The organism is Streptomyces viridochromogenes (assembly GCF_001270495.1).
GTDB lineage: Bacteria > Actinomycetota > Actinomycetes > Streptomycetales > Streptomycetaceae > Streptomyces > Streptomyces viridochromogenes_A.
Genome location: NZ_LGUR01000002.1, coordinates 2633 through 27450, shown reverse-complemented (window position 1 = coordinate 27450; position 24818 = coordinate 2633). Strand labels below are relative to the sequence as shown.

The 24818-nt window shown below is 67.4% G+C and carries 14 protein-coding genes and 5 pseudogenes; 9 read left to right on the top strand and 10 right to left on the bottom strand.

Translation table 11 applies throughout. The annotated features are described in order from the left end of the window. Positions 1 to 5 precede the first annotated feature (5 nt). The 4 genes and pseudogenes from tap to ADK36_RS51360 all read left to right on the top strand — a co-directional run. Positions 6 to 2186: a telomere-associated protein Tap gene (gene tap, locus ADK36_RS00105; protein WP_234329625.1), complete on the top strand. Its 2181-nt coding sequence runs from the start codon at positions 6 to 8 to the stop codon at positions 2184 to 2186. A 6-nt stretch (positions 2187 to 2192) separates the two neighbouring features. Continuing rightward, positions 2193 to 2750: a telomere-protecting terminal protein Tpg gene (tpg, locus tag ADK36_RS00100; RefSeq protein WP_048579849.1), complete on the top strand. Its 558-nt coding sequence runs from the start codon at positions 2193 to 2195 to the stop codon at positions 2748 to 2750. A gap of 266 nt (positions 2751 to 3016) precedes the next feature. Next, positions 3017 to 3622: a dihydrofolate reductase family protein gene (locus ADK36_RS00095; RefSeq protein ID WP_048579850.1), complete on the top strand. Its 606-nt coding sequence runs from the start codon at positions 3017 to 3019 to the stop codon at positions 3620 to 3622. A gap of 743 nt (positions 3623 to 4365) precedes the next feature. Next, positions 4366 to 5837 (top strand): annotated as a pseudogene (locus tag ADK36_RS51360) (Mu transposase C-terminal domain-containing protein); the annotation flags it as partial. Between the two features lie 1435 nt (positions 5838 to 7272). Here the strand turns inward: ADK36_RS51360 and ADK36_RS00085 are convergent. From ADK36_RS00085 to ADK36_RS00065, 5 genes and pseudogenes are all read right to left on the bottom strand, one after another. Beyond that, positions 7273 to 10971, bottom strand: a complete 3699-nt coding sequence (locus ADK36_RS00085) for a hypothetical protein (protein WP_048579851.1) — start codon at positions 10969 to 10971, stop codon at positions 7273 to 7275. 187 nt (positions 10972 to 11158) lie between these two features. Then, the gene (locus tag ADK36_RS00080; RefSeq protein WP_053195849.1) at positions 11159 to 13132 is read right to left on the bottom strand and encodes an FAD-dependent oxidoreductase; all 1974 of its coding nucleotides are present in this window, start codon (positions 13130 to 13132) and stop codon (positions 11159 to 11161) included. Positions 13133 to 13930: 798 nt separating this feature from the next. Next, positions 13931 to 14780 (bottom strand): annotated as a pseudogene (locus ADK36_RS00075) (IS5 family transposase). Between the two features lie 57 nt (positions 14781 to 14837). Continuing rightward, on the bottom strand, positions 14838 to 15257 hold the full coding sequence (locus tag ADK36_RS00070) for a hypothetical protein (protein WP_048579854.1): 420 nt from the start codon (positions 15255 to 15257) through the stop codon (positions 14838 to 14840). A gap of 2 nt (positions 15258 to 15259) precedes the next feature. Next, on the bottom strand, positions 15260 to 16246 hold the full coding sequence (locus tag ADK36_RS00065; RefSeq protein WP_048579855.1) for a DUF6192 family protein: 987 nt from the start codon (positions 16244 to 16246) through the stop codon (positions 15260 to 15262). Positions 16247 to 16768: 522 nt separating this feature from the next. Between ADK36_RS00065 and ADK36_RS45585 the strand changes: the two are divergent. Then, a pseudogene (locus ADK36_RS45585) lies at positions 16769 to 17176 on the top strand (hypothetical protein); the annotation flags it as partial. Here the strand turns inward: ADK36_RS45585 and ADK36_RS00060 are convergent. After that, a complete protein-coding gene (locus ADK36_RS00060) occupies positions 17109 to 17924 on the bottom strand; it encodes an IS5 family transposase (protein WP_107083623.1) in 816 nt (271 codons plus the stop codon). The pseudogene ADK36_RS45585 and the gene ADK36_RS00060 sit on opposite strands and share 68 nt — an antisense overlap. A 348-nt stretch (positions 17925 to 18272) precedes the next feature. On the opposite strand from ADK36_RS00060, the pseudogene ADK36_RS45575 reads away from it, so the two are divergent. After that, positions 18273 to 18611 (top strand): annotated as a pseudogene (locus tag ADK36_RS45575) (transposase); the annotation flags it as partial. A gap of 10 nt (positions 18612 to 18621) precedes the next feature. Here ADK36_RS45575 and ADK36_RS45570 read toward each other — a convergent pair. Further along, positions 18622 to 18945, bottom strand: a complete 324-nt coding sequence (locus tag ADK36_RS45570) for an ankyrin repeat domain-containing protein (protein WP_234329603.1) — start codon at positions 18943 to 18945, stop codon at positions 18622 to 18624. 56 nt (positions 18946 to 19001) lie between these two features. Continuing rightward, positions 19002 to 21371 carry an RHS repeat-associated core domain-containing protein gene (locus ADK36_RS51355; RefSeq protein WP_078942630.1) on the bottom strand — a complete coding sequence of 790 codons (2370 nt, stop codon included), beginning with the start codon at positions 21369 to 21371 and terminating at the stop codon, positions 19002 to 19004. A 176-nt stretch (positions 21372 to 21547) separates the two neighbouring features. On the opposite strand from ADK36_RS51355, the gene ADK36_RS00050 reads away from it, so the two are divergent. From ADK36_RS00050 to ADK36_RS00040, 3 genes are all read left to right on the top strand, one after another. Further along, complete coding sequence (locus ADK36_RS00050; RefSeq protein WP_053195846.1) at positions 21548 to 22396, top strand: IS5 family transposase; 849 nt, start codon at positions 21548 to 21550, stop codon at positions 22394 to 22396. Next, a complete protein-coding gene (locus ADK36_RS00045) occupies positions 22393 to 22791 on the top strand; it encodes a hypothetical protein (protein WP_053195844.1) in 399 nt (132 codons plus the stop codon). The genes ADK36_RS00050 and ADK36_RS00045 overlap by 4 nt, the downstream gene beginning before the upstream one ends. Before the next feature lie 283 nt (positions 22792 to 23074). Then, the gene (locus ADK36_RS00040) at positions 23075 to 23344 is read left to right on the top strand and encodes a helix-turn-helix domain-containing protein (RefSeq protein WP_048579857.1); all 270 of its coding nucleotides are present in this window, start codon (positions 23075 to 23077) and stop codon (positions 23342 to 23344) included. A gap of 9 nt (positions 23345 to 23353) precedes the next feature. Here the strand turns inward: ADK36_RS00040 and ADK36_RS00035 are convergent, their stop codons facing one another. Then, on the bottom strand, positions 23354 to 23788 hold the full coding sequence (locus ADK36_RS00035) for a hypothetical protein (RefSeq protein ID WP_048579858.1): 435 nt from the start codon (positions 23786 to 23788) through the stop codon (positions 23354 to 23356). Further along, positions 23785 to 24615 (bottom strand): annotated as a pseudogene (locus ADK36_RS00030) (IS5 family transposase). The gene ADK36_RS00035 and the pseudogene ADK36_RS00030 overlap by 4 nt, the downstream one beginning before the upstream one ends. Positions 24616 to 24818 lie beyond the last annotated feature (203 nt).

The following is a 24818-nucleotide window of genomic DNA, read 5'->3' as shown; positions in this document are numbered from 1 at the left end:
GCTCTGTGCCCACGGAGAAGGAGCTGTTCAGTGCGGTCGATGCACTGCTGGAGCAAGTCGCCCAGGACGACCTGCCGCCGCCCGACGAGCGCAAGCGGCTGCGCGAGGCTGCCGGGCTGAGCCAGACCCAGGTCGCCAAGGCCACCGGCACCCGCCGGGAAGCGGTGGGGAACTGGGAGTCGGGCAGGACCGAGCCGCGGCCGCCGCAACGCGCCGCCTATGCCCGGCTGCTCGAGGGTCTCGCCGAACGCTTCCCCGCCCCCGCAGACGAGGCGGCCCCCGAGACCGCCGTGCCGGACACGTTCACGGCCGAGCCCGCCCCGGCTCCGTCGGCGCCAGTTGCCGCGAAAGCCCCGGCCCGCCCGCCCGCCACGACCAGGACGTCGTTGACGTCGCGCCGCCCGGCCGCGCGGAAGGCTGCCCCCGCCAACGCCCCGGCGGGCAGCGTCGATTCGCGGTTCGAGAACGGCCCGCTGGCGGTCGTCGACGTCGACGCAGATGGTCAGGTGCTGGCGTACTGCGTCGGCGGCCTGGTCCTGGACGTGCCCGCCAAGTCGCTGCCGACCCTGGTGGACTGGACGCTCAAGGAGGCGAAGCTCGGGCAGTCGAAGCTCTCCGGGCCGGGCAAGGACGCCGACCCGCTGATCGTGCTCACCGAGGCCGCCCTGGAGCGCTACGGCCTCCCGCCCACGCTCACGCAGGAGGAGCGGATTGCCGGGCGCATCCCGGAGGGCCACAAGGTCATCAAGCAGCTGACCCGCGCCGAGTGGCAGCTCACGAAGCGCGGGTTCGGGCCGTGGGCCCGGATCTACCGGCCCGCCAAGGGCTCGGACCGTCAGTGCGTCCAGTTGTGCATTCCGTCGTGGCACGCGCTGGGCACCCGGCACTGGGGCGAGGCCGGGCAGCTTCCGCCGGCGGAACTCGCCCGGCTCCTGGGCGTGTACGCGTCCCGGGTGATGACGCCGCGGGGATCGACCGCCGTCACCGGGCTGGAGCTGATGACCGCCCTGCACCCGCCGACGTACGCCGTGCGCGACGAGAAGACCGGCGTCCTGCGGCAGGCCGACGACAAGACCCCTGGCTCCCTGGGCAAGGACCCGGTGGACTGCGCGCCCTGCGAGGCCCCGGACGGGCACCCGCTGCTCAAGGACCTGCCGCGCTTCCACGTCCGGGGACCTGCGGAGAAGCTGTTCGAGGAGGCGTACGACTGGGCGCGGCCGATGACCGATGCCGAGTGCACCCTGCGCCACCTGGTGGGCATCGACGTCAACATGGCCTTCGCCGCCGGAGCGAACGGCCTGAACGTCGGCCTCGGAGCCCCGACGCATGTCACGAACCCGGTCTTCGACCCGAAGCTGCCCGGCTCGTGGCTGGTGGACCTGAGCCATGTCGACCTGTCCCGCGTGAAGGTCGGCAAGGAGTGGGTGGAGCTGGACGGCTCCCTGCTGCCCTCCCCGTTCACGCCGAAGGGCGAGCGTCCGACCGGCCCGGCCTGGTACGCGACGCCGACCGTGGCGTACGCGGTGGAACTCGGCTTCGACGTCACGCCGATCGAGGCGTGGGTGCGCCACGACAACGGCCGCTACCTGGACACCTGGTACAACCGGCTGCGTGACGCCTACCTCGCCACGATGGCCGACCTCGGCGTCGGCGCGGACCTGTCGCCGGCCGACTTCCTCGCGGCGATGGAGGGCTGGCGGCAACGCGACCCGCAGCTGGCGATCGTCGTGGACGCCATCAAGGCGACGGTCAAGGGCGGCCTGGGCAAGCTGCGCGAGCGGCCCCGGGGCGAGGGCTGGAAGCCCGGCGAGCCATGGCGGGCACTGTCCCGGCCGACGTGGCGGCCGGACATCCGCGCGGCGGTCATCTCCCGCACCCGGATCAACCTGCACCGCAAGATCGTCAAGCACGCGGCGTTCACCGGGCAGTACCCGGTCGCAATCCTGTCCGACTGCGTCGTCTACGCGGCAGGCGGGCCCTCGCCGCTGGACTTTCTGCCCTACCGGGAGGGCAAGCCGTTGCCCGGCGGTTTCAAGCTCGGCATCAACCCGGGCCTGGTCAAGCACGAGGGCACCCAGACCGTCCTGTGGGGTGAGGAGGTCCGGGAGCGGTTCAACGCTCCGGAGCTCAACCTCGCCCGGTACATCAAGGACGGCACCGTCACCGACGTCGACAACGGGGAGTAGCAGGCGATGAGTGTGTTCGGGGACGGCCTGGACGCCGCGGTGCAGAAGGCGTTCACCCGCCCGGTGCCCAAGAGCGCGCCCGCGCAGATGCGGTACCTGGTCAAGCAGCTCAAAGGCACCAAGGCGGTCGCCCAGATGCTGCGGGTGTCCCAGCGCACCGTCGAGCGGTACGTGAAGGACCAGATCAAGAAGCCCCGCCCGGACCTCGCCGCGCGCTTGGAGCGCGAGGTGAAGGCCCGGTGGCAGCCGCAGATCCGGGCCAAGGCCCGCGAGAAGGCTGCGACGACCGGCGGCATCGTCATCGACACCCGCGCCCGGCTCGGCTACACCGCGCCGATCGGGACGACGGACCAGGACCGCATCCGGCACCTGACCGTCGCCCTGCCGCCCCGCTACGCCGCCCGTCTCTTCGAAGCCCAGGAAGCTGGCGCCACGGAGCAACAGCTCAAGGAGATCGCCGCCGAAGCGCTCAAGGAGGTGTACTTCCAGGACGGCGGCCGCCGCGCCGGCCAGTTGGAGGAGGTGCGCTTCACGGACATCGAGCATCTCGAATTCGACCTGTAGACGTACCCCGCGGCCCTGGCGATCGGCACGCGGAGGAGCGGCGACCAGTGCACTCCTGGTTTTGTGCCGGGGCCGGGGGCCGGGGCGCCCAACGGCTCGGCTGAGAACCCATCTTTGAACCGGCCCTCCGGGCCCTCCGAAGCAGTGCCGCTCCGCCGACCTGATCGGCTGCAGCGTCATGGGTTTTTCGTTACTCCACAGCGCGGCCGATGAGTTTGTGGCTCCCGGCGGGTCCAAGCTCATGACACCTAGGAAAGGACACCGCCATGTCGGAGCTTCTCGTCGACTTCATCACCTCCCTCGATGGCCACGCATCGGGAGAGGGATGGCCCGGGTTCTGGGGCCTCGAGGGCCCGGAGTACCTCGCATGGCTCGGCGAGCAGCCCGAGGCCACCTACCTGATGGGAGCGAACACCTACCGCCTGATGTCGGGCTTCGCCGCGGGCGAGGTACCGGATGGCCAAGACGAGTTCAGGCCCGAAGAAGAGGCGTCCGTCGACGAGCTCACGCAAGCGTCCAAGGTGGTGTTCTCCTCCTCACTCGAGGAGCCACTGACGTGGGCCAACTCCACGCTCGTCCGCGACGACGCCGTCGAGGCGGTCCGCGCCATGAAGTCGAAGGGCTCGGGGCTCCTCAGCACGATCGGCAGCCTCAGCCTGTGCCGGTCCCTGCTACGAGCCGGACTCGTCGACCGCTTCCGGGTCGTGATGTTCCCGGTGATCACCGGGGCCACGGGCGAAGAACGCATCTACGACGGCTATCCGGATGTTGCCCTCGAGATGATCGAGCACCGCACCTTCGACGGCCGCATCCAGCTGGTCGAGTACAAGCCCCGCGTGCTTGAGCATCCGCCGCTCGGCGCCCCTGCGTGACGTCGCCCCGTCCACTGGTCTGGACGGCCGCTAGGCGGGCGTCGGTGGTTGCGGAGCAATGCCTAGGGCCGTCAGGCGTTTTCTCGGGCCTTCCGACTTTGCTGATCAGTGATTTGACGCAGCATCCTGTGTCCTGTTCGCGCAGTTTGTGGGGACTGTCGCGGTATCCGGATCACGCTGGTGCTGGTGCTGTGTTGTGCTGTGTGGGGCGGGCGGTGAGTGGGTGCTGTGCTGGCTGGCGTGGGTGGCATCGTGTATCGGTGCATGGTGGGAGGTTTCTCGCTTGGGCAGAGCGGAAGTGGGAGGTTTCTCGCTTGGGCAGAGCGGAAGTGGCGTGTGTGGTGAGCGGCTTCCGTCCGGTGTGGCGCACTGTCTCGGGGTCGGATCTGGCGTGGATCGACCGGTCGTGCGCGCATGGCACGTTGCGCACGTGGCCGCTTTGACTGGGCACCTGCAGAACGCGTTGCTTGCCACCGCTGACGCATCCGTTGACCGGGCCTTGCTGAGGTTGGCTGTTCCAGGGGGTCGCGCCGTCAGTGTGAACGGAGCGTTCCTGCAAGGGACGGGAGGGCGAGGGCATGCTCCCGGCCGCCGGGTAAGCACACGTCCTACCGGGCGAGGGGAGCTGAGATGGAGGACGCAGGCGTCGTCCGTGTTGGCGGCGGATGCGCTTGGGGTGTCGAGGACTGCGCTGCGCGGTCCTGCTGTGCGGCGGCTGCTCGCACTGCGGGCGGGGAAAGGAGCTGACTGCAGGTCATGTATGGGTGGCTGCGGATGCGCTTGGGGTGTCGGAGCGCGCGGTTGGCGGTGGCTGGCAGCCGCTGAGTGCGGTGAGGCCGCGGCCGTGAACCCCCGGCGCCCGTCCCCGGGGAACGGGGTTCACCGTTACGCCTGAAGTCCGTGAGCTGTTGGCGCTGTGGAAGGGCTACGTGCGGGCGGTTCATCGTGAGCTGGTCCTGTGCGCTGCCAGGCAGTCTCCGCCTGCAGATGCACCGTCGCTGGCGACGCTGCATCGGGTGATCCGCCGTGATCTGATGCCGGGGGGAGCGGGCGGGGCTTGCGGGAGGGGAGCGGGCGGCGCGCAAGCATGATGTGTTCCTGGCCCGGCCGCGCGGCTGGCGCAACCAGGTGGGGGAGACCGGCTACGTCCAGGCGCCGGTGCTGGTCGACGTCGAGGGCGAGGCGCGCAGGCCGTGGATCACCTGGTTCACCGACTGCGCGACGAACGCGATCACCGGTGTCGCGGTCACGCCGGGGGATGCGTCGCGGGAGTCGGTACTGGCCGCGCTGCGCGGTCCTGCGTGAGGAATCCTACGGTCCGTTCGGTGGCCTGCCGGGGAAAGTACGGATGGAATTGCGGCAAGGACTTCCTGTCCAGGACGGTGACCGCCGCGTTCGGTCTCCTGGACGTGACGGTGGAGGACCTGCCCGCCTGCGCCCCCGACCTCAAGGGCACCGTGGAGGGCTTGAACCGGGCGGTGGAGAGCATGTTCCTGGCCGCGCTGCCCGGCTGTGCCCGCCAGCCGCGCCCCGGCAAATGCTCCTCCCGCCCGAAGGACGAAGTGCTGCTCGGTTTCGAGGACTTCACCGCCCGGCTGCTGGCCTGGACGCTCTGGTGGAACACCGAGCACTGCCCGGCGCCGTTGCGGGGCAAGACTCCGCTTGAGGCGTGGCAGGGCGGTCCCACCCCGCTGCGGGACGTGCCCGCGACGGATCTGTGGACGTTCACCCTGGAGGACGCCGGTACCCGCACGCTGACCACCCGCGGCATCCGCTTCAGGAAACGCGACGACGTGGGGTCGTGGATGACCGGCCAGACCGGGATCCAGGTCCGCCTCCGCTTCATGCTCCACCACGACCACCGCATCGAGGTCTACCACGCGGCCACTGGCCGCTACCTGGGTCCCGCGGACCTGGCTGACCAGGCCACCGAGGCAACAGGTCAGCGCTGTACGGAAAAGCGCGGGCGGCCCGCAGCCGCCGTCTGAAGGAGGACCTGGAGGCTTCCCGGCGCGAGCGCTACGCCGCCGCCATCCAGCCCGCGGCACCTCAGCGGCTCGGCGCGCTGACCACCGCGCAGGCCGAGGCCGAACTCGCCCAGACTGCCGGCACCGACCTCGCTCAGCTCGCGATGCCGGACCTCGTCCCGCCCGCCGCGCCCTCGGCCGGCTGGCGCACCCCTGCTTCCCTGGCCGCGCTGACCACGCCAGGCCCGCGCGTCCCGTACCCGCGCGTCCCGTACCCGCGCGTCCCGTACCCATCCGGCCGTGATGGCGCTTCCGCCCCGGACGGCCGCGACTGCGACCTCTCACTTCGGTGTCACCATCAGTTCTCACTTGGATGCCATGCATCTCGACTGATCACAGCGCAGAACCGTTGACATCAAACGAGAAGGGTTGGTGACATCGATTGAGAATCTCCAGCGCATTGAAATGAGAAGCCCATAGGAGTATCCGTCTGACCTGCAATTTTCTGTCCCAACTGTATTGGATGCTCGGTTCGGTGGCTGGTCTCCGGCGGTGCCCTGGGGCATCGAGTGGCGTGTTTTCGCTGGTCCTTCGCTGCGTGGCCAGCTCAGGTGTCGCGTGCTGCGGTGTCCGGAAGACCCGGGTCGGGTTGTGCCTGCTGGTGGCCGAGCGAGGCATCGCGGGAACGGGAGCGTGCCGCACGTGGGGATAGCTCGGCTGCCTGGGTGAGGGATGTTTCGCCACAGTGGGGGAGTGGCTGATGAGTTTCGGTTCGTGGCGCTGCGTGCCTTCGCGCGGCCGCCGCGCCTGCTGGTAGTGGTGCCGTATGTCGAGGCCGAGTGTGGCGGCGGCCACCACGCCGACCGCCCAGCTGTAGGCAACGTTGTTGCAGCCCCAGAGACGATCGCCTCAATGGACAAACCTCCACACGCGTGGGGAAGCCTATGCGTCCTCCGGCAAGCGCTTGCCTGGTGGGGTGAGACCCCCACGTCGGTGGGGAGAACAGATGGGTCTTCAGGGCGGAGAGATAGGCGCCTGGCAGACCCCCACGGCATGTGGGGAGTGTTCCTGGAATCACCGAGACCAGATCCATCAGCCAGGCAGACCCCCACGCTTGTGGGGAGGGCGACCGCATCAAGGTTCGCCGCATGTACGAGAACGGCCGACCTCCACATGTGCAGGGAAGACGGGTCTGCAGGTGGTCGGTATCCCAGACCTGGGAGAAACCCCCGCGTGTACGGGGAAGACGTGCCCATGGCCCGATGGGAAGTTACCTATGAGGACAGACCCCACGTATGTGAGGACAGACCCCCCACGCATGTGGGGAAGAATTCCTCAAGCCTGGAGAAAAGCCGGAAGACATGGAGAGACCCCCACGCGTGTGGGGAAGACTCGCGGCAGCGGGAGCAGTTCGCCGGAGGGATCGATAGACCCCCACGCGTGTGGGGAAGACCGCAGGTCGAAGCCGACCACCAGCAGATCCGTGGACAGACCCCCACACGTGTGGGGAATGCCCTTGCTCACTTGTGGTTTTGGAGATCAGCAAGGCGTTTTTTGTTCACTTTACATGGTCTGACCGTGCGGGTTGAGGGCCGCTGCCTGGCGGCGGTTGCCTATCGTGGTTCGGCCTGAACTGCCCGACCGATAGGTGGATTTGGGTCGCCAGTAGCGTGGCAGTTGCGCTTACCTGTGAGGTTTCCTCCGTCGGGCGCGGGTCGACCGGCGGGGTTGCTGGCGGGCTGTAGCCGGCGGCCGGTGCTGTACGGACGGTGCGAGTTGGAGGCGGACGGATACGAGTCCTGCGGCGAGGAGGCCGTTGTCGCTGGCGCTGTTGATGTGGCGGCCGAGTTCGGTGGGTGAGGCCATGAGTCGCCGGTGTGTGGGGGAGTCGTGGAGGGCGAAGCCGTAGCCGAAGTAGACCACCGCGCTGTGGCGGGTGCGGGCCGCCTGTCGCCATTGGCTGGAGGCTCGTACGGTCGCGCGGGCGATGACGGCGCCGTCGTCGTGTTCGAGAGTCAGCTGCTGGCCGGTCAGCACAAGGGTGAGGTGCTGGGGGGAGATGAGGGTGGACTGCGGTCCGACCAGGCGGCGCAGGCCCTTGTCGCAGGCTCGGTGGACCTGAAGCTCGATGGACTTGCCGGTGTCGGGGGAGGTGGCACCGACCATCTTGTGGGGTTGCAGGATGACCACAGCTTTCGGACCGGGCAGGAACTTTCGGGCTTCCGGCAGGAGGAGGTCGATGGTGGAGCGTCCGGCGAGGCCGCCGTAGACCGGATCTGTGGACAACGACAGCACCGCGTGGCAGCGGGCAGTCGCGTAGGCGTCTTTGACCGCTGGATCCCGATCAAGCGAGGGCAGGCCGGTGGCCAGGATGGCGTCTCCCTCCTCCTGGTAGTTGCGGTGCACCGTCTCACCCATCACGGCCGACAGCCGCGGCATCAAGCCGGAGTAGATCCGCTCCCACACGCTGTCCGGGTCGTAGGGCTCGGTGAACGTCTTGTCGTTGAGCCGGCTCATCTGCTCCAGGAACTCCCCATACTGGGAGTTTCCGTTCATGGCCCGCCAGCTGTCGTGCACCACCTGCAGCAGGATGAACCGGGCCTCATCGGTGGCCGTCTCGAGCGCCGGATTCTCGGCGATGCCGGTTTCCTCCAGCAGCCGTCCCAAAAGTTCCACCGCACGCTGCTCTCCCTGTGTCACCCACGTCCAGGCGCAGCTGCAGCCGACGTTGTGCACCAGGTGGTGAAGGGCGAACCCGTACAGCGTGCGCGGGCCGGCATAAGGCAGAAAGTCGCTGAGCGCAGCATCGGCCTGCTCCCACTTGTCCTGCAGGACGAGCGCCTCGACCAGGAGGCGTTTGAGGTCGGCCGTGGCGGCAGACCATGGATCGGTGCTCCTGGCCAAGGCTGCGGTGGCGGTATGTTCGGCGCGTTCGGCTTCCCTCTGTTCCAACAGGTCCTGGACGGCGAGGAGGTCCTTTACCGCCTGTGTCGTCTTGGTGGGGAGCACGTCGGCCAGGGCACGGAAGTCCTCCAGCAGTTGCGCGAGCGCAGGGTCCGGCTGGTCGCGCAGTCGCATTTGCAGGATCCGTGACGCCTCGGCCGCGAGGTTGGCGACGGGCTCGGGCGGCGGCCCGTCGAGCTGGCGGAGGTAGAACAACACGGGACGCAGATGGGCGGCAACACGGGGGCCGGCGTCGGCTTGCTTGCGCAGCTGGGCAAGGTGTGCAAGCAGGGTGTGCGCCTGGGCCGCCAGCCCCTCGTCCGGGTCGCCGGCACGGCCCAGCCACTCCAGCTCCAGCTCCAGCAGGCTGTGGGCGGCGTCGTACTGGCCGTGGGCATGGTGAAACGCCGCCAGATTGCCCATGAGTAGGGCCGTGTACCCGTCGGCTGTGCGCGTGGAGCGGATGTGCCCGACCAACGCAGTGGCGTGCTGGGCCAGCTCCCAGGTCCGTTCCGCCTGCCCGGAGAGCAGGGCCCCGCGCAGCCAGCGGTCAGTGTGACAGGCCACATGCGACAGACCCGCCGCCACATCCGACTGCGACAGCCCCAGGTGCCGGGCCAGAATGTCCTGCAGCACCGCGTTCATCGACACCGTGTCGTCACTGCCCGGAAAAGCCTCCTTGCGGGTTGGCAGGGGCTCGTCATACCGCACCAGGGAGACATCGGTCAGTTCCCGGATGACCTCGCGCACCGGAACCTGCGCCTCGTCGAACACCACCCAACCGGGAGCCGGCGGCAGGACTTTGGGGCCGACGAAGGCACTCGCCAACGCCAGATGCACCGGCGCCCGGCGAGGGGCAAGCCAGCACAGTGCGGCCACCGTCGCCAGGGTCGGCTGCAGCAGACCACGTGAGCGGGCGCCGCTGATCAGACGCTCGGTGCTCAGCGCCACGGCCGCCGCCAGCGTCCGCGGATACCCGGCAGGCACCGACCGCTCATCGTCCGCGGCCCGATGGATCAGCGTATCCGTGTAGACGGGAAGCCGGTCCACGCCGATACCGCAGCTGACCAGATAGCCACAAGCCACCTCAATCGCCAGCGGCCAGCACTCCAGTACCTGGGCCAGCCGGGACAGCGACGCCGCGTACTGCTCAACCTCGCTCTCACTCAAGCCCAGTCGCAGCCGCAGCAAGCAGAGTGCTTCCTCACCGCTCATCGGGCTCAGATCGATGCGCCCTTGCACACCGTGCCAGTGCCCGCCCAGCGTCGTGACAATGACCCGACCTTGCCCGCGACGCGGGATCCAGGCACTGGCCAGGGGCGCGCTCGCATCGTCGAACACCATCAGCCACCGCCCCGGCAGGGACTGCAACGCGGCATGCACCCGCTCGCGTACCAACCGCGGATCCCGCACCTCTGCCGGTTCCTCACTGCCGTTCAGATGCGCCAGCACGCGGGCAAACGACCCGACCAAGGCCTCCTCACTCTCGGCATCCACCCAGAACACCGCGTCATAGCGGAAGGCCTGATCAGCAATGTGGGCCGCCGCCAGGCTCGACTTTCCCAACCCCGACAGCCCGGTGACGACACACGTCCTCACACCCCCAGCGCCCTCCTCGCCGGGAGAGAGAACCTCTCCGATCCCATCGACGAGGTCCGCGCGCACCACCTCCGGAATGGGCGGCAGCTGTCCGTAGACGATCCCGAATTCCTGCCGGCCGACAGCCGCAATCAACTCCTCGTCGCCGACCAGCACCGACCGGTGAAAATCCCGCACATCCCAGTCCGCCAGGCCAGGGTCGGCCGCACGGCGCAGGACCTCGGCCACCAAATGACCCAGCACCAGCCCTCCGGCCCTACGCGACAATCCCTGCCCGGCACGCCCCCGTTCGGCGCGCAGCGCGTCATTGAGATCCGCACGCAGCTGCCCGTCGCTGCGGCCATCGAACTCGACCCCCGCACGCGCCAGACGCTCCCAATGCTCCTCCGGCAGCGCCTGACAGATACCCCACGCAGCAGGGGCCTTCACCAGAAGGTTCTTCAGCTCGGCCTTGATCCGTGGCACGTCACCGCGGTTATGGCGCAACAGCTCGGCCAGCCGCAGACATCCCTCATCCGGTACGGCCGAGGTGATCAGCTGGTATTGCTCGGCGTCGATCCCGGTGACCAGATGCACCAGCACCGCCGCCGCCTCGCGTGCCCGCACAGTCCGTCCCGCTCCGGCGCTCTTCACCTGGACCGCCATCAGCGAGCGGCCATCGGCGTCGGTCAGATCAAAATCCACCGAATCCGTATGCTGGAGCGACACCGTATCCCCGGGCCCCTCGATGCGGCAGACAGCCGCCTTGCCGGTGCGCACACTGGCCAGCAGTGCCTCGACCGTGCGCAGATACTGATACTGGAACCCGCGAGCAGCGACCCGCCCACCGTCGAATGCCACGCAACCCCCATGCGCCGAAACCGACCTGTAGCTGTAAGGCTAGGCGCGGGGTCTGACAACGAGCCTTCCCACGACACCACCCGCGACCTGCTTTCGGCCTCAGCCCAGCCACACCTCACGGCACCAGGCACATACCGGGCCACGCATCGGCCGTAGAGATATCCGTGTCGGCCTGGGGCACCGCATGTCACAGCTGGCGCGCGACCCTGGTCGCCTCCAGCATCGCTTCGAGGATGCCCCGCGGAGCCACGGCGTCCCCGACGAGATGGGTTTCCCACGGCCCTGGCCTCAGTTCCTCGTACAGACCATCGCGCGGCCTGGCGCCGTCGCTGAAAACGACCAGCTCCAGTCCCTCGATGCTGCCGGCGTCCCTCGTGTAGACCTGCTCAAGATCCACAGTGAGCGAGTCGCCCGGTCGGATGGCGACGACTTCCTGATCAGTGATGATCTCCACGCCCGCACGACAGAGGTTGTCGTACACAGGTTCGCGCGTGGACTTCTCCTCCATCTCGGCGATCATGTGATACGGGGTGAGGATGCGCACGCGGCTGCCGGTGACGGCCAGTGCGTGCGCCGCCAGGCCGGCCTCGGCGTTCCCGAACAGGTCGATCACGAGGCAGGATGCGCCCGTGGCCAGCTGCGGCGGATGGGCGAACACGTCCTCGGCGGTGATCACTCCCAGCAGATCAGCGCCTGGAAGCTGCGGGAGGTGCGGCGTGCTGCCGGTCGCGACGACGACAGCGTCGGGATCGAACTCGGCGACCAACCTCGCGTTGGCTTCAACACCCGTGCGCACCTCGACGCCGGCCTCGCGCACCTGGCGCACCAGCCAGTCGATCGAGTGGCCCCACTCGGGGCGCATCGGTGCGCGTGAGCTGATGGCCACCCGCCCGCCGAGGAACGGCCGTGCCTCCAGCAGGGTCACTTGGTGTCCCCGCGAACTCGCCACCCGTGCGGCCTCCAGTCCGCCGGGCCCGCCACCGATGACGAGGACACGCCGGGTCGTCCGGGCGGGTGCGATGTCTACGAGTTCCTTCTCGCGTCCGATGACGGGGTTGTGCGTGCAGCCGGTGTAGAGGCCCTGTGGCCCCCGGCCGACGCATCCCTGCTGCATGGCGACACATGGCTTGACGTCCTGGAGGGCATCCGCGGCAACCTTGTTCGGCAGATGCGGGTCCGCGATCAGCGCTCTGGTCATGCCCACCAGATCGCAGATGCCGTCGGCGATGAGGCTGTCGGCGAACTCGGGGTCGCTGACCCTGCCGGTGTAGAGCACCGGCAGGTCGGTCGCCTTCCTCACTTCGGCGGCGTACTGGGCGTACACGCCCTGAGGTGCGTCGAACGCGGGGATCACCCTGTGCCCGATGCTCACCGGTTCCCCTGTCGCACCCGCCACGCTGAAGTAGTCGAGGCAGCCGAGCTGGTCGAGGTAGGCGACGATTTCCTTGGCGCCCTCGATGCCTCTGCCCCCCGGAATCAGCTCGTCGCCGCTGATCCGCAGTCCGACGGTGAAATCGCTGCCGACGGCTTCCCGCACCGATTCGATGACCTCGACGCCGAAACGCATCCGGTTGACGAACGAGCCACCGTACTCATCGTCACGCTGGTTGATCTGCGGCGACCAGAACTGGTCGATGAGGTGCCTGGCGTAGCCGGAGATCTCCGCGCCGTCGAACCCTGCCCGTTGCAGCCGGCGGGCGGCTGCGGCGTACGCGGCCACGATCTCCCTGATCTCGTCGACCCGCAGGGCTCTCGGCACCGTACGGCTGACTTTCTCCGGAACGGGGGAGGGGGCCACCAGCGCCTGCTCCGTGACCGATCCGTTGCCACGGCGGCCGCGGTGTGTGATCTGGGCCATCACCTTCGCGCCCCAGCGGTGCATCTCCTCGGCGAACTTCTCGAAGGTCGGCAGCGAGGAGTCGTCCCAGTTCTTGACGGTGCCCCAGTCCTGGTACGGGGAGGAGGGGTGCACGGTCATGCTGCCAAAGCACTGGAGCAGGCCAACACCGCCGCGCGCCTTCTCCCTGTAGTAATCGATGTAGTCGTCGGTGATGTAGCCATCCCGAGGAAAGCGCGTGGTGTGCGGGGTGCTCACGATGCGATTGCGCACTGTGAGCTTCCCGAGTTGGAAGGGGCTGGTCAGATGAGTCAAGCGGGACATGTCTCCGAGCCTTTGTGCGCTGTTGTTCATCGAGGGGTGTGCATCGCGGCGACACAGGCGTGCACGTCTTCAACTGCGTGCCTATGTGCGGGATGGTCGTGAATGACGCGGATCAGGACGGGCGGCCCGCACTCAGGCGAGGGCTGGCGTGTCCGATCGAAGGCGGACGCTGACGGGTAACCCGGGCTCGCGGTGTACTCCGGCGACCAGTGGACGGGTCGAGAGCATCTGGACTGCGTGGTGCATGCCTTGGAGTTCGGTGCCCCGCCCCATGAGGTGGTGCTGCTTGAGGAGAGCCAGGTTCGCCCGGCGTGCCCCGCTGCACACGCCCGGATGCGGCTGGCGCCGCCGACGAAGAACGGCTGCCACCGCTGCGGGGTGAGCAGGACACCACCCGGCGGGGCCTGCCGTGACTGCCACGAACATTCCTCCCATAAAGTTCCGTGCCGGATTGTGGCACACTGTGCTGGATTATGGAATGCAGCACAAATGTGGCAGCTAAAGAAAGGCCGGTCAAGGTCGACGGCCACATCGACTGTCTGGGCGCGGCAGCACGACGAAGCCCATCTGGTCGTCGCTGCGCTTGACGGTCGCCAACGCCATGCCGAGTGGCGCGGCGGCGCTCGCGGGTGCTACACCTCCACCGCGCCACTTGGCGCAGAGTTGCGGAGTCTCGAGGTGATCAGCTCACCACAGTTCCTTCCCGGCTCCCTCCCGGTCTGGATGCCCGGCTGCTTGCGTCCGGGACGAAATGCAGCGCCGAGATCATGGGTCTCCTGACCAGGAATCGGAACTCGCTCAGACGTCGGTCGGCGCATGGTTCCTCGGCCAGCTCGGGGTGGCGCCTTTGCGTGCGAGACGCCTGGTCATGAGGGTGATGGCAGCCCAGGTGATCAGTGTTTCGGAGTGCTGGATGAGGCGTTCGTAGTCCCTCGCGTGGCGGCGGGCGTGCATCATCCAGGCAAGGCTCCGTTCGACGACCCAGCGGCGGGGCAGCACGACGAAGCCGGAGGCGTCCTTGGGGCGGCTGACGGGTTTGATGGTGAGGTTGAGGTGCTGTTTCGCCCAGCCGACGAGCTTTCCGGCGTATGCGGAGTCGGCCCAAACGATCGTGATCTCGGGGTGCATCAGCCGCAGGCGGAAGAGGACTTCCTTGGCGGCTGCGGCGTCGTGCAGGTCGGCGGGGGTGACCATGACCATGAGGGGCAGGCCGCGGGTGTCGACGACCAGGTGGCGCTTGCGGCCGTTGATTTTCTTGCCTGCGTCGTAGCCGCGGGTGGCCTTGGAGACGGTCTCGGCGGCTTTCACGCTCTGGGAGTCGATGACGGTGGCAACTGCTCGGGGGCCTTTGCCTATGTCCCGGCGGATCCGGCTTGCCAACTGGTCCCGGATCTGGCCGATGATCCCGGCCGCGGCCCAGCGGGCCATGAATCCCCAGACCGTGCGCCAGGGCGGGTAGTCGGAGGGAAGGGCCCGCCACTTGCAGCCGGTGTCGACGACGTAGCGGATCGCGTCGACGATCTCGCGGCGGGGGATGCTTCTCCGGCCGGCCGCCCCTGCTGGTCTCGCAGGCCGGGGTGGGAAGCAGCCCTTCGAGCAATGCCCATTCGGCATTGGTGGTGTCCGAGGGGTAGCGACGGCGACGCATGGCAGGGTGCCTTCGAACTAGTGCGGCGGGGCCGCCCGCAGGACGCCCCACCGCAGGTCAGGAGCTGGCGATGAGGTCGAGAGTGGACTCGATCGAGTTGAGCTGGGCGACGATGTGGCGGATCCACTTGTCGCCCGGGTGAGCGGCAGCGTGCGGGACGACGGTGCCGGTGATGAACCTGCGGAACTCGGTCAGCTTCTCCCTGACCACCGCCCGTTCGTATGCCTCCAGCACCGCCTGCTCCGCCCCCAGCTGGTAGCCGGCCTCCCTGGTCCAGGTCAGCGGGGGCCAGCCCTTCTCCGCCGCCTGCTCCTTCAACGCCGCCAGTCCGGCACGGACCTGACTGGGTGAAAGGTCGCTGGCGCGCACCAGCTGCCGGAACTCAAGGCCGACGGGTCTGGCCTCGAACAGCACGAACCGGACGGTGTCCGCGTGGCGTCTGGCTGCGTCGCCCCGCCGCCGTGAGGCGCGGGGCATGCTTACTCATCCTTCAGCAGACGCGCCAGTTCGTCATCGACGTCGACCTTGCCCGTGTCCACGGCCGTCTCGACCCAGTCGAGGGTCGCGCGGCAGCGGGCGACGTTCTCGTGCACGATCGTGCGCTCGTCGTCGCCGAAGACGTGGTTGCGCAGGCTCGGGACGATCCGGCCGGCGGCCGCGACGAAGGAGTGGAGGGCCGTGACCAGGTCCAGGAACTCCATGCTCCGCTCGATGTGCCTCACCGCCGGAGCGACGGGGCTGGTGTGGTCGAAGTCCTCGCGGGCCTGTCGGCTGCGTTCGTTCTGGGCATGGTTGACCTGGTAGCGGGCGGTGTCGTCGCCCATCGCCTTGAACGCGATGTCGGGCCTGCGCAGCAGGCTGGTCGCGGCGGTCGCCGCGACCTTCTCGTCCCGCGTGAACTCCTCCACCGCCCGGACTTTGTTCTCCGTGGAGACTTTCGCCGCGACCTGCGGACGCTTCAGGAAATCGGTGGTCACCGTCGCGGCCACTTCCTCGTCCTGGGCCAGGTGGTGAATGGCGGTGATCTTCTCCTGTGGCGTCTCCGGGCTGTCGACCGTCCACCCTACGCGCCGCTTCGCGTCGTCTGCTGTCCACCGTGGTCTGCCCTCGGGCGGGGTCTTGACCGCTGCGAACCGCTCCTCGTCATCCTCGATCCGCGCCAGGATGCGGTGGATCGAGAACGACACACCCGTCTGACGCTGCTCTTTCGGCCAGCGTGATGCGGCCCACCTGGCGTTCTTGACCGTGCTGAACGTCAGGCCGATGTCCTCGGCCAGCCGCATCAGGGACTGCTTGATCGTCCATTCGGCGTCCGGGACGCCCCCGCTGGGCCTGACCGGCTCGACTTCCAGGGCGCGGTCACCGATCGTGAACGAGCCCCGGCTCTGCTGTTCGACGACTTCACGCAGTTCGGCGACGATCTGCTCGTAGCGGGTCTGGCTGACCGACCCGATCATGCTGGGCATGGCGATCACCACCCCTGCATGCCGGGGGCGGCTGACGCCGACGGTGACACCGGCATGCGAAGTGGCGCCAGTCTGGACCCTCCGATTCCGGCTAAACAAGCCTTACTGGAAGGTAGTTGACGGACGATCAGGACGTCTCCGGTGCGGCGTTCGCGAAGCCGTCACGGTGACGCCTACGCGAACGCAGCCTGCCTCTTGCGCCAAGCCCTCGTACGACACCGTGGCGAGCAGTACAGGGCGTCCGATCGGCGATCGACTTCTGCCACCCACCGCACTCCGCACTCCGGACACTCCGCCTCGCCGACACCGCTCCGGACGGCCGCCAGGCGCCTGCGCAACCGCTGTGCAGTCCGCCACTGCCTGGCCCGACAGGCCGACGAGCAGAAGACAGCCCGGGGCTGGGCTTCCGGCCTCAGCCGTTCACCGCAGCCACCGCAGATCCTCTCCCCGGTCTGTCTGGCGTCCTCGGACACCACGCCAGCGTAGGACCCAAGGTCACTCGGACCTGGGGATCAGAAACACGCACTCAGGCGCCGGGTGATCGGTCTCGAGCAGTATCTGGAGGCACTGGCCGAGGAGGAGAGGCCCGCGGAGGTGACCGTCGTGTCGCGCAGGAGGCCGGTCGGGCCGCGACGGGCGGTGCCGCACCGGGAGAACGCGGCCGGGGTCGAGGACCTGTCGGTGGACTACCAGGCGGTAATGGCCGCCGCGGGGGACGCGGGAGCCGATGGGCTCGGTGCCCGGCGGGCAGCGGTGGTGCTCGGCTGGGACAGCGCGTCCGCTTCCCGCGTCGAGGGCGCGAGAGCACGTCTGAAGAGGCTGGTGGAACGGGGCCGGCTGGTGGAGATGAAGCCGGGACGGTTCACGCTGTCGGCATCGGAGCAGACCCAGGATGCTGACGCTGTCGGACGGCCAGGCGGCGGTTCATGAGTGCGATCATCGACCACCGGATGACGGCTTCGCTGGTGTCGGTGCGTCGTTCGTAGTCCCGGACCAGGCGTCGGCTGCGCAGGAGCCAGGCGAAGGATCTTTCCACGACCCAGCGGCGGGGCAAGACCTGAAAACCTTGGACGTCTTCGTGGCGGCGGACGACGTCGAGGACGAGTCCGAGGTGCTGGGCAGCCCAGTCCTGGAGGTGGCCGCGGTAACCGCCGTCCGCCCAGATCTTCGAAAGCCGTCGCAAACGGCTCCTCGCCGTGGGCAGCAGGATGCGGGCAGCATCCCGGTCGGTGGTGGACGCCGGCGTGACAGCTACGTCCAGCAGGAGTCCGAGGGTGTCGGTGAGCAGGTGCCGCTTGCGCCCGTTGATCTTCTTCCCAGCATCGAAGCCCCGTGAGCCGTAAGCCACGGTGGCATCCCCCTTCACCGACTGGGAATCGATGACCGCCGCACTCGGCTCCGGTGCCCGGCCCTCTGCCCGGCGGACCGCCTGGTGCAGGCGTTCATGCAGTTCGCTCACCAGCCCCGTATCCCGCCAGCGGGCGAAGAAGGCATACACCCGAGGCCAGGGCGGGAAGTCCGCGGGCATCGCCCGCCACTTGATGCCGTTGTCGACGACGTAACGCACTGCGTCGATCATCTGCCGGTGGCAGTACCCCTCCGGACGGCCGCCCCGACCCGCCAGCCAACCCGGAACCGGCAGCAGATCCCGCACCAGGAACCACTCGGCATCGCTCATGTCCGAGCCGTATCGGGGCCGGCGATCCGGCCGGTCGGCCGCGTTCCCGAACCTGTGGGCGAGACAGTCACACCCAGGAGTGGACGGACTGGACCCGGCAACGCTGACCACGCGACACTTCGACAACAGGGCCTCTTGCTTCTCGCTGGACTCGACAACCGCGAGCTACCAAGAGGCCCTTCTTCCATGCCTGCCGACCGGCCAACTCACCCGAATCAGCATGCTGTTCGAACCCCGCCGACCACGCGAGCGGATAGCGAACAGCCAGTTAGAAGACCGGGCTGGGCAGCTGCCGCTCTCGGACGGGCCGACATCGGGCGTAGCCACTGTGAGGCATGATCGCCAACCATGGCTGTGGATCTTGAGCGCGATCTCGTTCCTGACGGGCTGTGGGAGATTGCGGCGCCGCTGATACCACCGTTCCAGCCGCGTCGGCAGGGCGGCGGAACAGCTCCGGTGGCGGACCGTAAAGTGTTCTGCGCGATCGTGTATGCGCTGACCACGTCGTGTGCTTGGCGTCGCCTGCCGCCCTGCTTTGGCGTGAGCCCGGCCACTGCGCCCCGCCGGTTTGCCGCCTGGACAAGAGCCGGCTTGTGGCGGCGCCTCCACAACGAAGTCCTCGACCGGCTGGGCGCCGTAGGGGCGATCGACTGGTCCAAACCCGGGGCCAAGCTCCACATCTTGACCGGTCACATCGTTACATGAAGCGTTGAAGCAGTCTCCTGGCTGCCGCGTGCTGATATTCGTTCGCCAGCTCCAAGGGAGTTTTCCCTGCGTCAATCGAAATTCGCGGAGATGCTCCGTATGCCAGGAGAATAGCAATAAGGGTGACCTCCATTTCCTGACCGGACTGGATGGCCGTGTCGGCTTCATAGTCAACAGCATGAGCCAATAGCGTCATTCCGCAGCAAACTTCATCCGGATTCACGCCGGAATCCAAAAGTCGAGCCAACTCGACCGCGTCTCCATCTTCAACGGCCTGGTGAGCAGGGCTCCACAGGTTTTTTATGTCTGTTGTCACTTTGCCATTATACATGAATTCTGGAGGTCTCGATCGAGACCTCCAGAATTTGACCCCTACGATCTACCGGATGTGTAATTTATCCGAATGTTCGGGAATTCCTGACTGAATTGTCCGATTACCGGCGTGCAGGATGTGCAGGCCTGTTGTGATGAGTGAAGCGTGAGACTGCCCTTGATGCTTGATGGTTCACCCAGTTGATTGGCTATGTAGGTGAGCATCTTATATTCGGTGTCATTTGTGCGGGGGTTATTACCAGTAGCAGTGGCCTTGTAGCGGGCTGGGTTTCCCTTCCCTCCTACTATGGGAACGAGTCCCGTCTGCTGGTGCGTCCCGCTTGTCGCCAGCAGTAGCATCGGCGATCTTCCTTCCAATTCCAACGATCCAGCCAGGGCGGCTCGGCCCTTGCCTGCAATTTTCTTCAGGAACAGGACTTCTACCTGCGCTGCGAGTTGCTTGGAGGTCGCCTTGGTGGCTGTCCTGGCGAGTAGTGAGGGTCCGAACCCGACATCGACTGTACCGGTGGCTGGCTCGCATACAGCGGGATTAGGGCACGTCGGGTTAAGACGATCCCAAGCCTCATCAGGGTCTCCCGAAAGAAGAGCGGCTAGTGGTCCCTGAGAAAAGGAAGCCGCAAGATTATCCCAGAAGGATGGAATATCGGGTCCGCCATTGCCCATGTTGTTGACGTTGTCAGCCGGACCTTCCTGCGCGCCGCAGGTATAAATCGGCCAACACCCAGCGTCGTCGCCGCTGTTGGTGTTCCCGGAGCTGCTGGTGCTGGCCGTGCCGGCGGTACCATTGTCGTTGTCGACAGTCTCGATGGGCTGGCCGTTGCCTGGTGTCCCGTCAGGGTGCGTCGGGCAGGCCGGGAATTCGCCTCCGCATGCGAGTCCCATACCGGTGGGGTCGGACTCGGTGATGGGGCTCTGAGCACCGTAACTGTATCCATTCAGCGTCTGGTGCCTGTCGACCTCAAGCAGGGGGTCAACGCTGATGAATTGGCCGATCGCCGGATCGTATTCGCGTGCTCCCACATGCGTCAGCCCTGTCGAGCCATCGGCCGGCTTGCCCAGGAATGCCTTGTCGTCGGGCCAGTTCGTCGCCTTCGTGCCTCGTGACTCACCGAACGGCGTGCTGTAGCGCTTGGTGACCGCGTACGTGCTCGCATCCAGAGCGACGCTGGATGTGCCGTGGTGGTCGGCGGCCAGGAAGCTCAGCTTGGTGCCCGACGTGCCCGAGACGGCCGTGCGCACGGCGATTGTCTGTCCGTTGGCGGTGTAGTAACGCGTTCCGGAGAGCGTCTTCGTCGTGCCCTTGACCGTCAGGCGCACCTCCGTGCCGCCCACGTAAAGGACAGTGTCGCCATCTCCCTTGGCCCTACGGATCAGCAGTTCGCCGCCCGCGTCGTAGAGGTAGTTGGTCTCCTTCGTGCTTTCGACGAGCTTGCTCAGCTTCCCCTCGGTGTTCCAGGCCAGCGTCTGTTCGGCGCTGGGACCGGGGCGGGAGATCGTATTGCCGCTGTTGTCGTAGATGTAGCTTCCGGATCGGGCACCGGTCGTCTTGTCCAGCGTGTGCTGTCTGTTGTCCGTCGCTTCGTTGTACGCGAGCGTGGTGAGCTCGTCGCCCGAGGGCTTGTGCTGCGTCTCCGTCGTGCGTTGGCCGGCCCCGTTGTAGGTGAACGACGTCCAGTACGGAGCCACTCCGTCGATGTTGGACATCACGCGGCCGGAGGCGGAGCAGTCTGCGGTCTTCGGGGTCCAAGCCTCTGTCAGACGGCGGTGGCCGTCGTAGGCGAAGCATTGGGAGTCGGCCTTGGCCGTGCCGCCCAGGGTGGTGATGTCGAAGATGGAGGTGACGTTGCCCGCGTCGTCCTGAGTAAAGTTCAGGTCCTGGATCGGGTAGCTGTGGACGTCGTCCGTGGTCTGGGCCCGGGTGAGGCGGCGGGTGCCGTTCTCATAGATCCAGGTGAGGTACGCCTTCTTCGCCGACGTAGTGCCGTCCATGCCCAGGGTGAGCTGGCGCAGGTCGCCCTGGGGGGAGAAGGCGGCGGCCTGGAGGTAGCCGGTGTTGCCCTTGGAAGTGAGCTGCTGCCCGAGGGCGTTGTATGTGTAGGAGACGGTCTCCGCCGCGAGGCCTGCCGCAGCCGGTGCGCCGGACTGGCTGACGGTCCCGTCCAGGTTGTAGCCCGTGGTGAAGGACAGCGTCTTGGGTACGCCCGCGGTCACCAGTGGATCGGTGTCTGGCAGGAGCAGCTGGCTTCCGGTGGCCTGGTACAGGTTGTCGTATGCGGTGACCTTCTGGGTGTAGGCCTTGCCTGCCAATCCGCCGTCGTAACGGACGGACGTGTCTGGCTGTCCCTTGGCGAGTGTGTCGAATGTCCAGGCCGCCAGCTTGTTGGTATCCGTTTTGTCGGTCTGCCACATGCCGGTCTTGCGGCCGAGGTCGTCGTACTCGTAGAGCAGTGTGTTGTTCGTGGTGTTGGCGTTGGTGGTCTTAGTGGGCGGTTCGTGAGTCTTTGATGGGATCTGCTGTCGCCTGATCGTGTGGCGGCGGGGCGGAATCTGCCGGTCCGCGGTTGGTGATCTGCTGATGTGGCCGGGTGAGTGAACGCAAGTCGTACCCGAGTGACTTATCGGACGAGCAGTGGTCGTTGGTCGAGCCGGTGATCACCGCGTGGAAGGACCGGCACCGCTCGGTCAGCGGCCATCAGGGCGCCTACGACATGCGGGAGATCGTGAACGCGATCCTCTATCAGGGACGGACCGGTTGCCAGTGGGCCTATCTCCCGCACGACCTGCCGCAGAAGAGCGCGACGTACTACTACTTCGCCGCCTGGCGGGACGACGGGACCGACCAGGTCATCCATGAACTCCTGCGCTGCCAGGTCCGCGAACGCGCCCGACGATTAGAGGACCCGACCCTGGTGGTGCTGGACACCCAGAGTGTCCATGTGGCCGCCGGGGTCCCCGTCTCCACGAGTGGCCATGATCCGGCCAAGCGGGTGCCCGGCCGCAAGCGGGGCCTTGCCGTGGACGTCCTCGGCCTGGTCATCGCGGTCGTCGTCCTCGCTGCGAACACCCACGACAACGCCGCGGGAAATCTCCTGCTGGACCAGGTCGCCGAGCACGCCGGCGGAACCGTCCGCAAAGCCCTGGTCGACCAGGGCTTCAAGAACCAGGTCGTCGCACACGGCGCCGGCCTGGGGATCGACGTCGAGATCGTCCAACGCAACCCGCAGGTCAAGGGGTTCGTGCCACAGCCGAAGCGGTGGAGGGTCGAGCAGACCTACGGGATCCTGATACTGCACCGGCGCCTGGTCCGCGACTACGAGCACCGCTCATCCTCCTCCGCCTCCCGCGTCTACTGGGCGATGACCCACGTCATGACCCGACGCCTCACCGGCGCGAACGCACCCACCTGGCGCGAGCCGCAGGCGGTGCCCGCGTGAACCTCCGGCCCCTGCTCGACGCCCTGGACCTCCAGGAAGACGCCGCCCGGGCCCTGGCCGACGAACTCCGCGCACAGATCGACGACCTGCAGACCAGGCTGCGGGAGGCCGAGACCCACCTGGAGCACCTCGCGATCACCCGCAAGACCGTCACCGGCCTCGCCGACCGGCTCCCGGCCGTCGCGCCGGAGCTGCCCGAGCATCCGGACTACCCCCGCATCCTCGCCGCCTTCAACCACGCGACCGGGCCGCTACGGGCCAAGGACGTCTGCGAAGCCCTCGGCCACGAACTGCTGCCGAAGAACGTCGAAGGCACCCGCGCCAAGCTGAAACGCCTGGTCAAACTCGGGATCCTTGCCGAGGCCGACACCGGCAACTTCACCCGGAAGCAATAGCCGACACAACCTCCACCAGCCGCCTTGCTCCCACCTCAGCCAGAAAAGGACATCGCCTTACGAACCACCCACTTAGAGGGCGGTATGCGAGTTTTTGCCTTGTATCTACTCTGCTAGGGGATTGGCGTGCAGATCAGGGCTGTTAACGAGTGCCGGTTGCAAGGCGAGGGCGAAAAAATCGACTGGGATTCGGCCTGGTGGGCGTGTTGCCGCGGACCGGTGCCCTGGCATGGGACCGAGCAAGAGGGCCATCCCGGCCCGGGTTCGGCGACATACTGCGGTCATGAGTGGAGAGGATTCGACACGGCTGGCGAGAGCCCTCATCGAGTTCCGTGAAGCCGAAGGCATCTCGGAGCGTGAACTCGCGCGCCGCACCTGGCTGAGTGAGGCGACCATCAGGACCTTCGAACGCGGCCGTGGGGACCTGCCCACCCCGACCGTTGCCCGAAGCTTCGAGGAACTCCTCGGCTGGGCTCCGGGCAGCATCAAGACCGCGCCGTCCGAGGCGATGGGCTGTGAGGCATCGGCCGACTCGGCCATGGCCCTCGAGTAGGCGTGCTGGTCAGGGCTGAATTCCGGGCGATTGCTGTCGTGGTCTGGTGAACAGTCCTGGCTCGGTTTCGGCCAGGATTCGGCGGTCGGCCAGCCGCTTGAGCTTGAGGCGGACGTTGTTGGGCGCGATCTCCAGGTCCATCGCCTCGCACACCTGCCGCGCACGCAGCGGATGGTCGGCCGCGGTGAACACCGTCATGATCTGCCGGTAGGCCGGGTGGTCCGGCAGTTTCAGCGCCGGCGGCGCGGGCGGTTGCGGGTCCGGCAGCGCCAGCAGCGTCTTGCGGGTGATCCGGACTTCTTCGGCGGCCCGGCCGAGTTCGTCGAGCTGGGCGGTCAGCTGCGTGATCTGTTCCCGCGTCGTCTCGGCCTGCGCGGCGATCTCGCGTTCCCGCTCCTCCAGTCGTGCCAGCACTGCGCCGAGCGTCAGCTCCCCGCCGGTCATGCGGTGCGCCAGGCGGGTATGGTCGCCGCGGTCAGCCGTCGCAGTATCACCGCGGTCATCGCCCAGTACACCCGCGACTCCGAACTGCGGGGCAGGTGCTCCTAGTCGCGCACCAGCCTGCGGTGCAGCATCAAGATCCCATAGGCGCGTTCCACGACCCACCGCCTGGCCTGGGGAACGAACCCGGTCTGCGTGGGATCGCGCTCGACGATCTCCACCTCGATGCCCACCTTTTGACCGTGCGCGACGACGGCGTTCTTGAAGCCCTGGTCGACCAGGGCCTTCTGCACGGTGTCGGTGTCGGCAGCGACCTTGTCCAGCAGTGTGATGCCGACGGCGTTCTCGTGCGCAGAGGCGGCCGCCACGACTACCGCGATCACCAGTCCCATAACGTCAACGGCCAGGCCGCGCTTGCGGCCCGGTACTTTTTTTGCCGCATCACGCCCCGTCGACTGCGCGGGCACCCCGGCCGCCGCGTGCACGCTCTGGGTGTCGAGCACCACCAGGCTCGGGTCCGCCTTCCGACGCGCCATTTCCCGCACCTGCCAGCGCAGCAGGTCGTGAATGGTCTGGTCGATGCCGTCGTCACGCCAGGTGTAGAAGTAGTACTTCACCGCGCCGGCCGGCGGAAAATCGTGCGGGAGTAGTTCCCACTGACAGCCGGTGCGGCCCTAGTAGAGCAGCGCGTTGACGATCTCCCGCATCGCGTACCGGCCCTGATGGCCGCTGACCGAGGGATGCGCGGCCTTCCACGCGGCGATCACCGGCTCGACCAGCGCCCACTGCTCGTCGCTCACGTCGGTCTTGTAGGGCTTGCGCTCGCTCACGGTGCCCAGCCCAACATGCCCATGGCCGCCGACCGGCCGGGATGCCACACCGCCACACATTCAGGTGACGACAAAACTCCTATCTAGTCTCATACCGCCCTCTCAGTGGGTGTTAAGTCCGTTTCTGGTAGCGGCCTCGTCCGGGTTGGGTGAGGAAGCCTTGGCGGGTGAGGCGTCCGAGGCGGCTGCGGGTGATGTTGACG

Coding starts and splice junctions, on each gene's coding strand:
- tpg (WP_048579849.1), top strand. CDS start 2,193: ATGAGTGTGTTCGGGGACGGCCTGGACGCCGCGGTGCAGAAGGCGTTC.
- ADK36_RS00095 (WP_048579850.1), top strand. CDS start 3,017: ATGTCGGAGCTTCTCGTCGACTTCATCACCTCCCTCGATGGCCACGCA.
- ADK36_RS00080 (WP_053195849.1), bottom strand. CDS start 13,132: ATGTCCCGCTTGACTCATCTGACCAGCCCCTTCCAACTCGGGAAGCTC.
- ADK36_RS00070 (WP_048579854.1), bottom strand. CDS start 15,257: ATGCCCCGCGCCTCACGGCGGCGGGGCGACGCAGCCAGACGCCACGCG.
- ADK36_RS00065 (WP_048579855.1), bottom strand. CDS start 16,246: ATGCCCAGCATGATCGGGTCGGTCAGCCAGACCCGCTACGAGCAGATC.
- ADK36_RS00060 (WP_107083623.1), bottom strand. CDS start 17,924: ATGAGCGATGCCGAGTGGTTCCTGGTGCGGGATCTGCTGCCGGTTCCG.
- ADK36_RS51355 (WP_078942630.1), bottom strand. CDS start 21,371: ATGTGGCAGACCGACAAAACGGATACCAACAAGCTGGCGGCCTGGACA.
- ADK36_RS00040 (WP_048579857.1), top strand. CDS start 23,075: ATGAGTGGAGAGGATTCGACACGGCTGGCGAGAGCCCTCATCGAGTTC.
- ADK36_RS00035 (WP_048579858.1), bottom strand. CDS start 23,788: ATGACCGGCGGGGAGCTGACGCTCGGCGCAGTGCTGGCACGACTGGAG.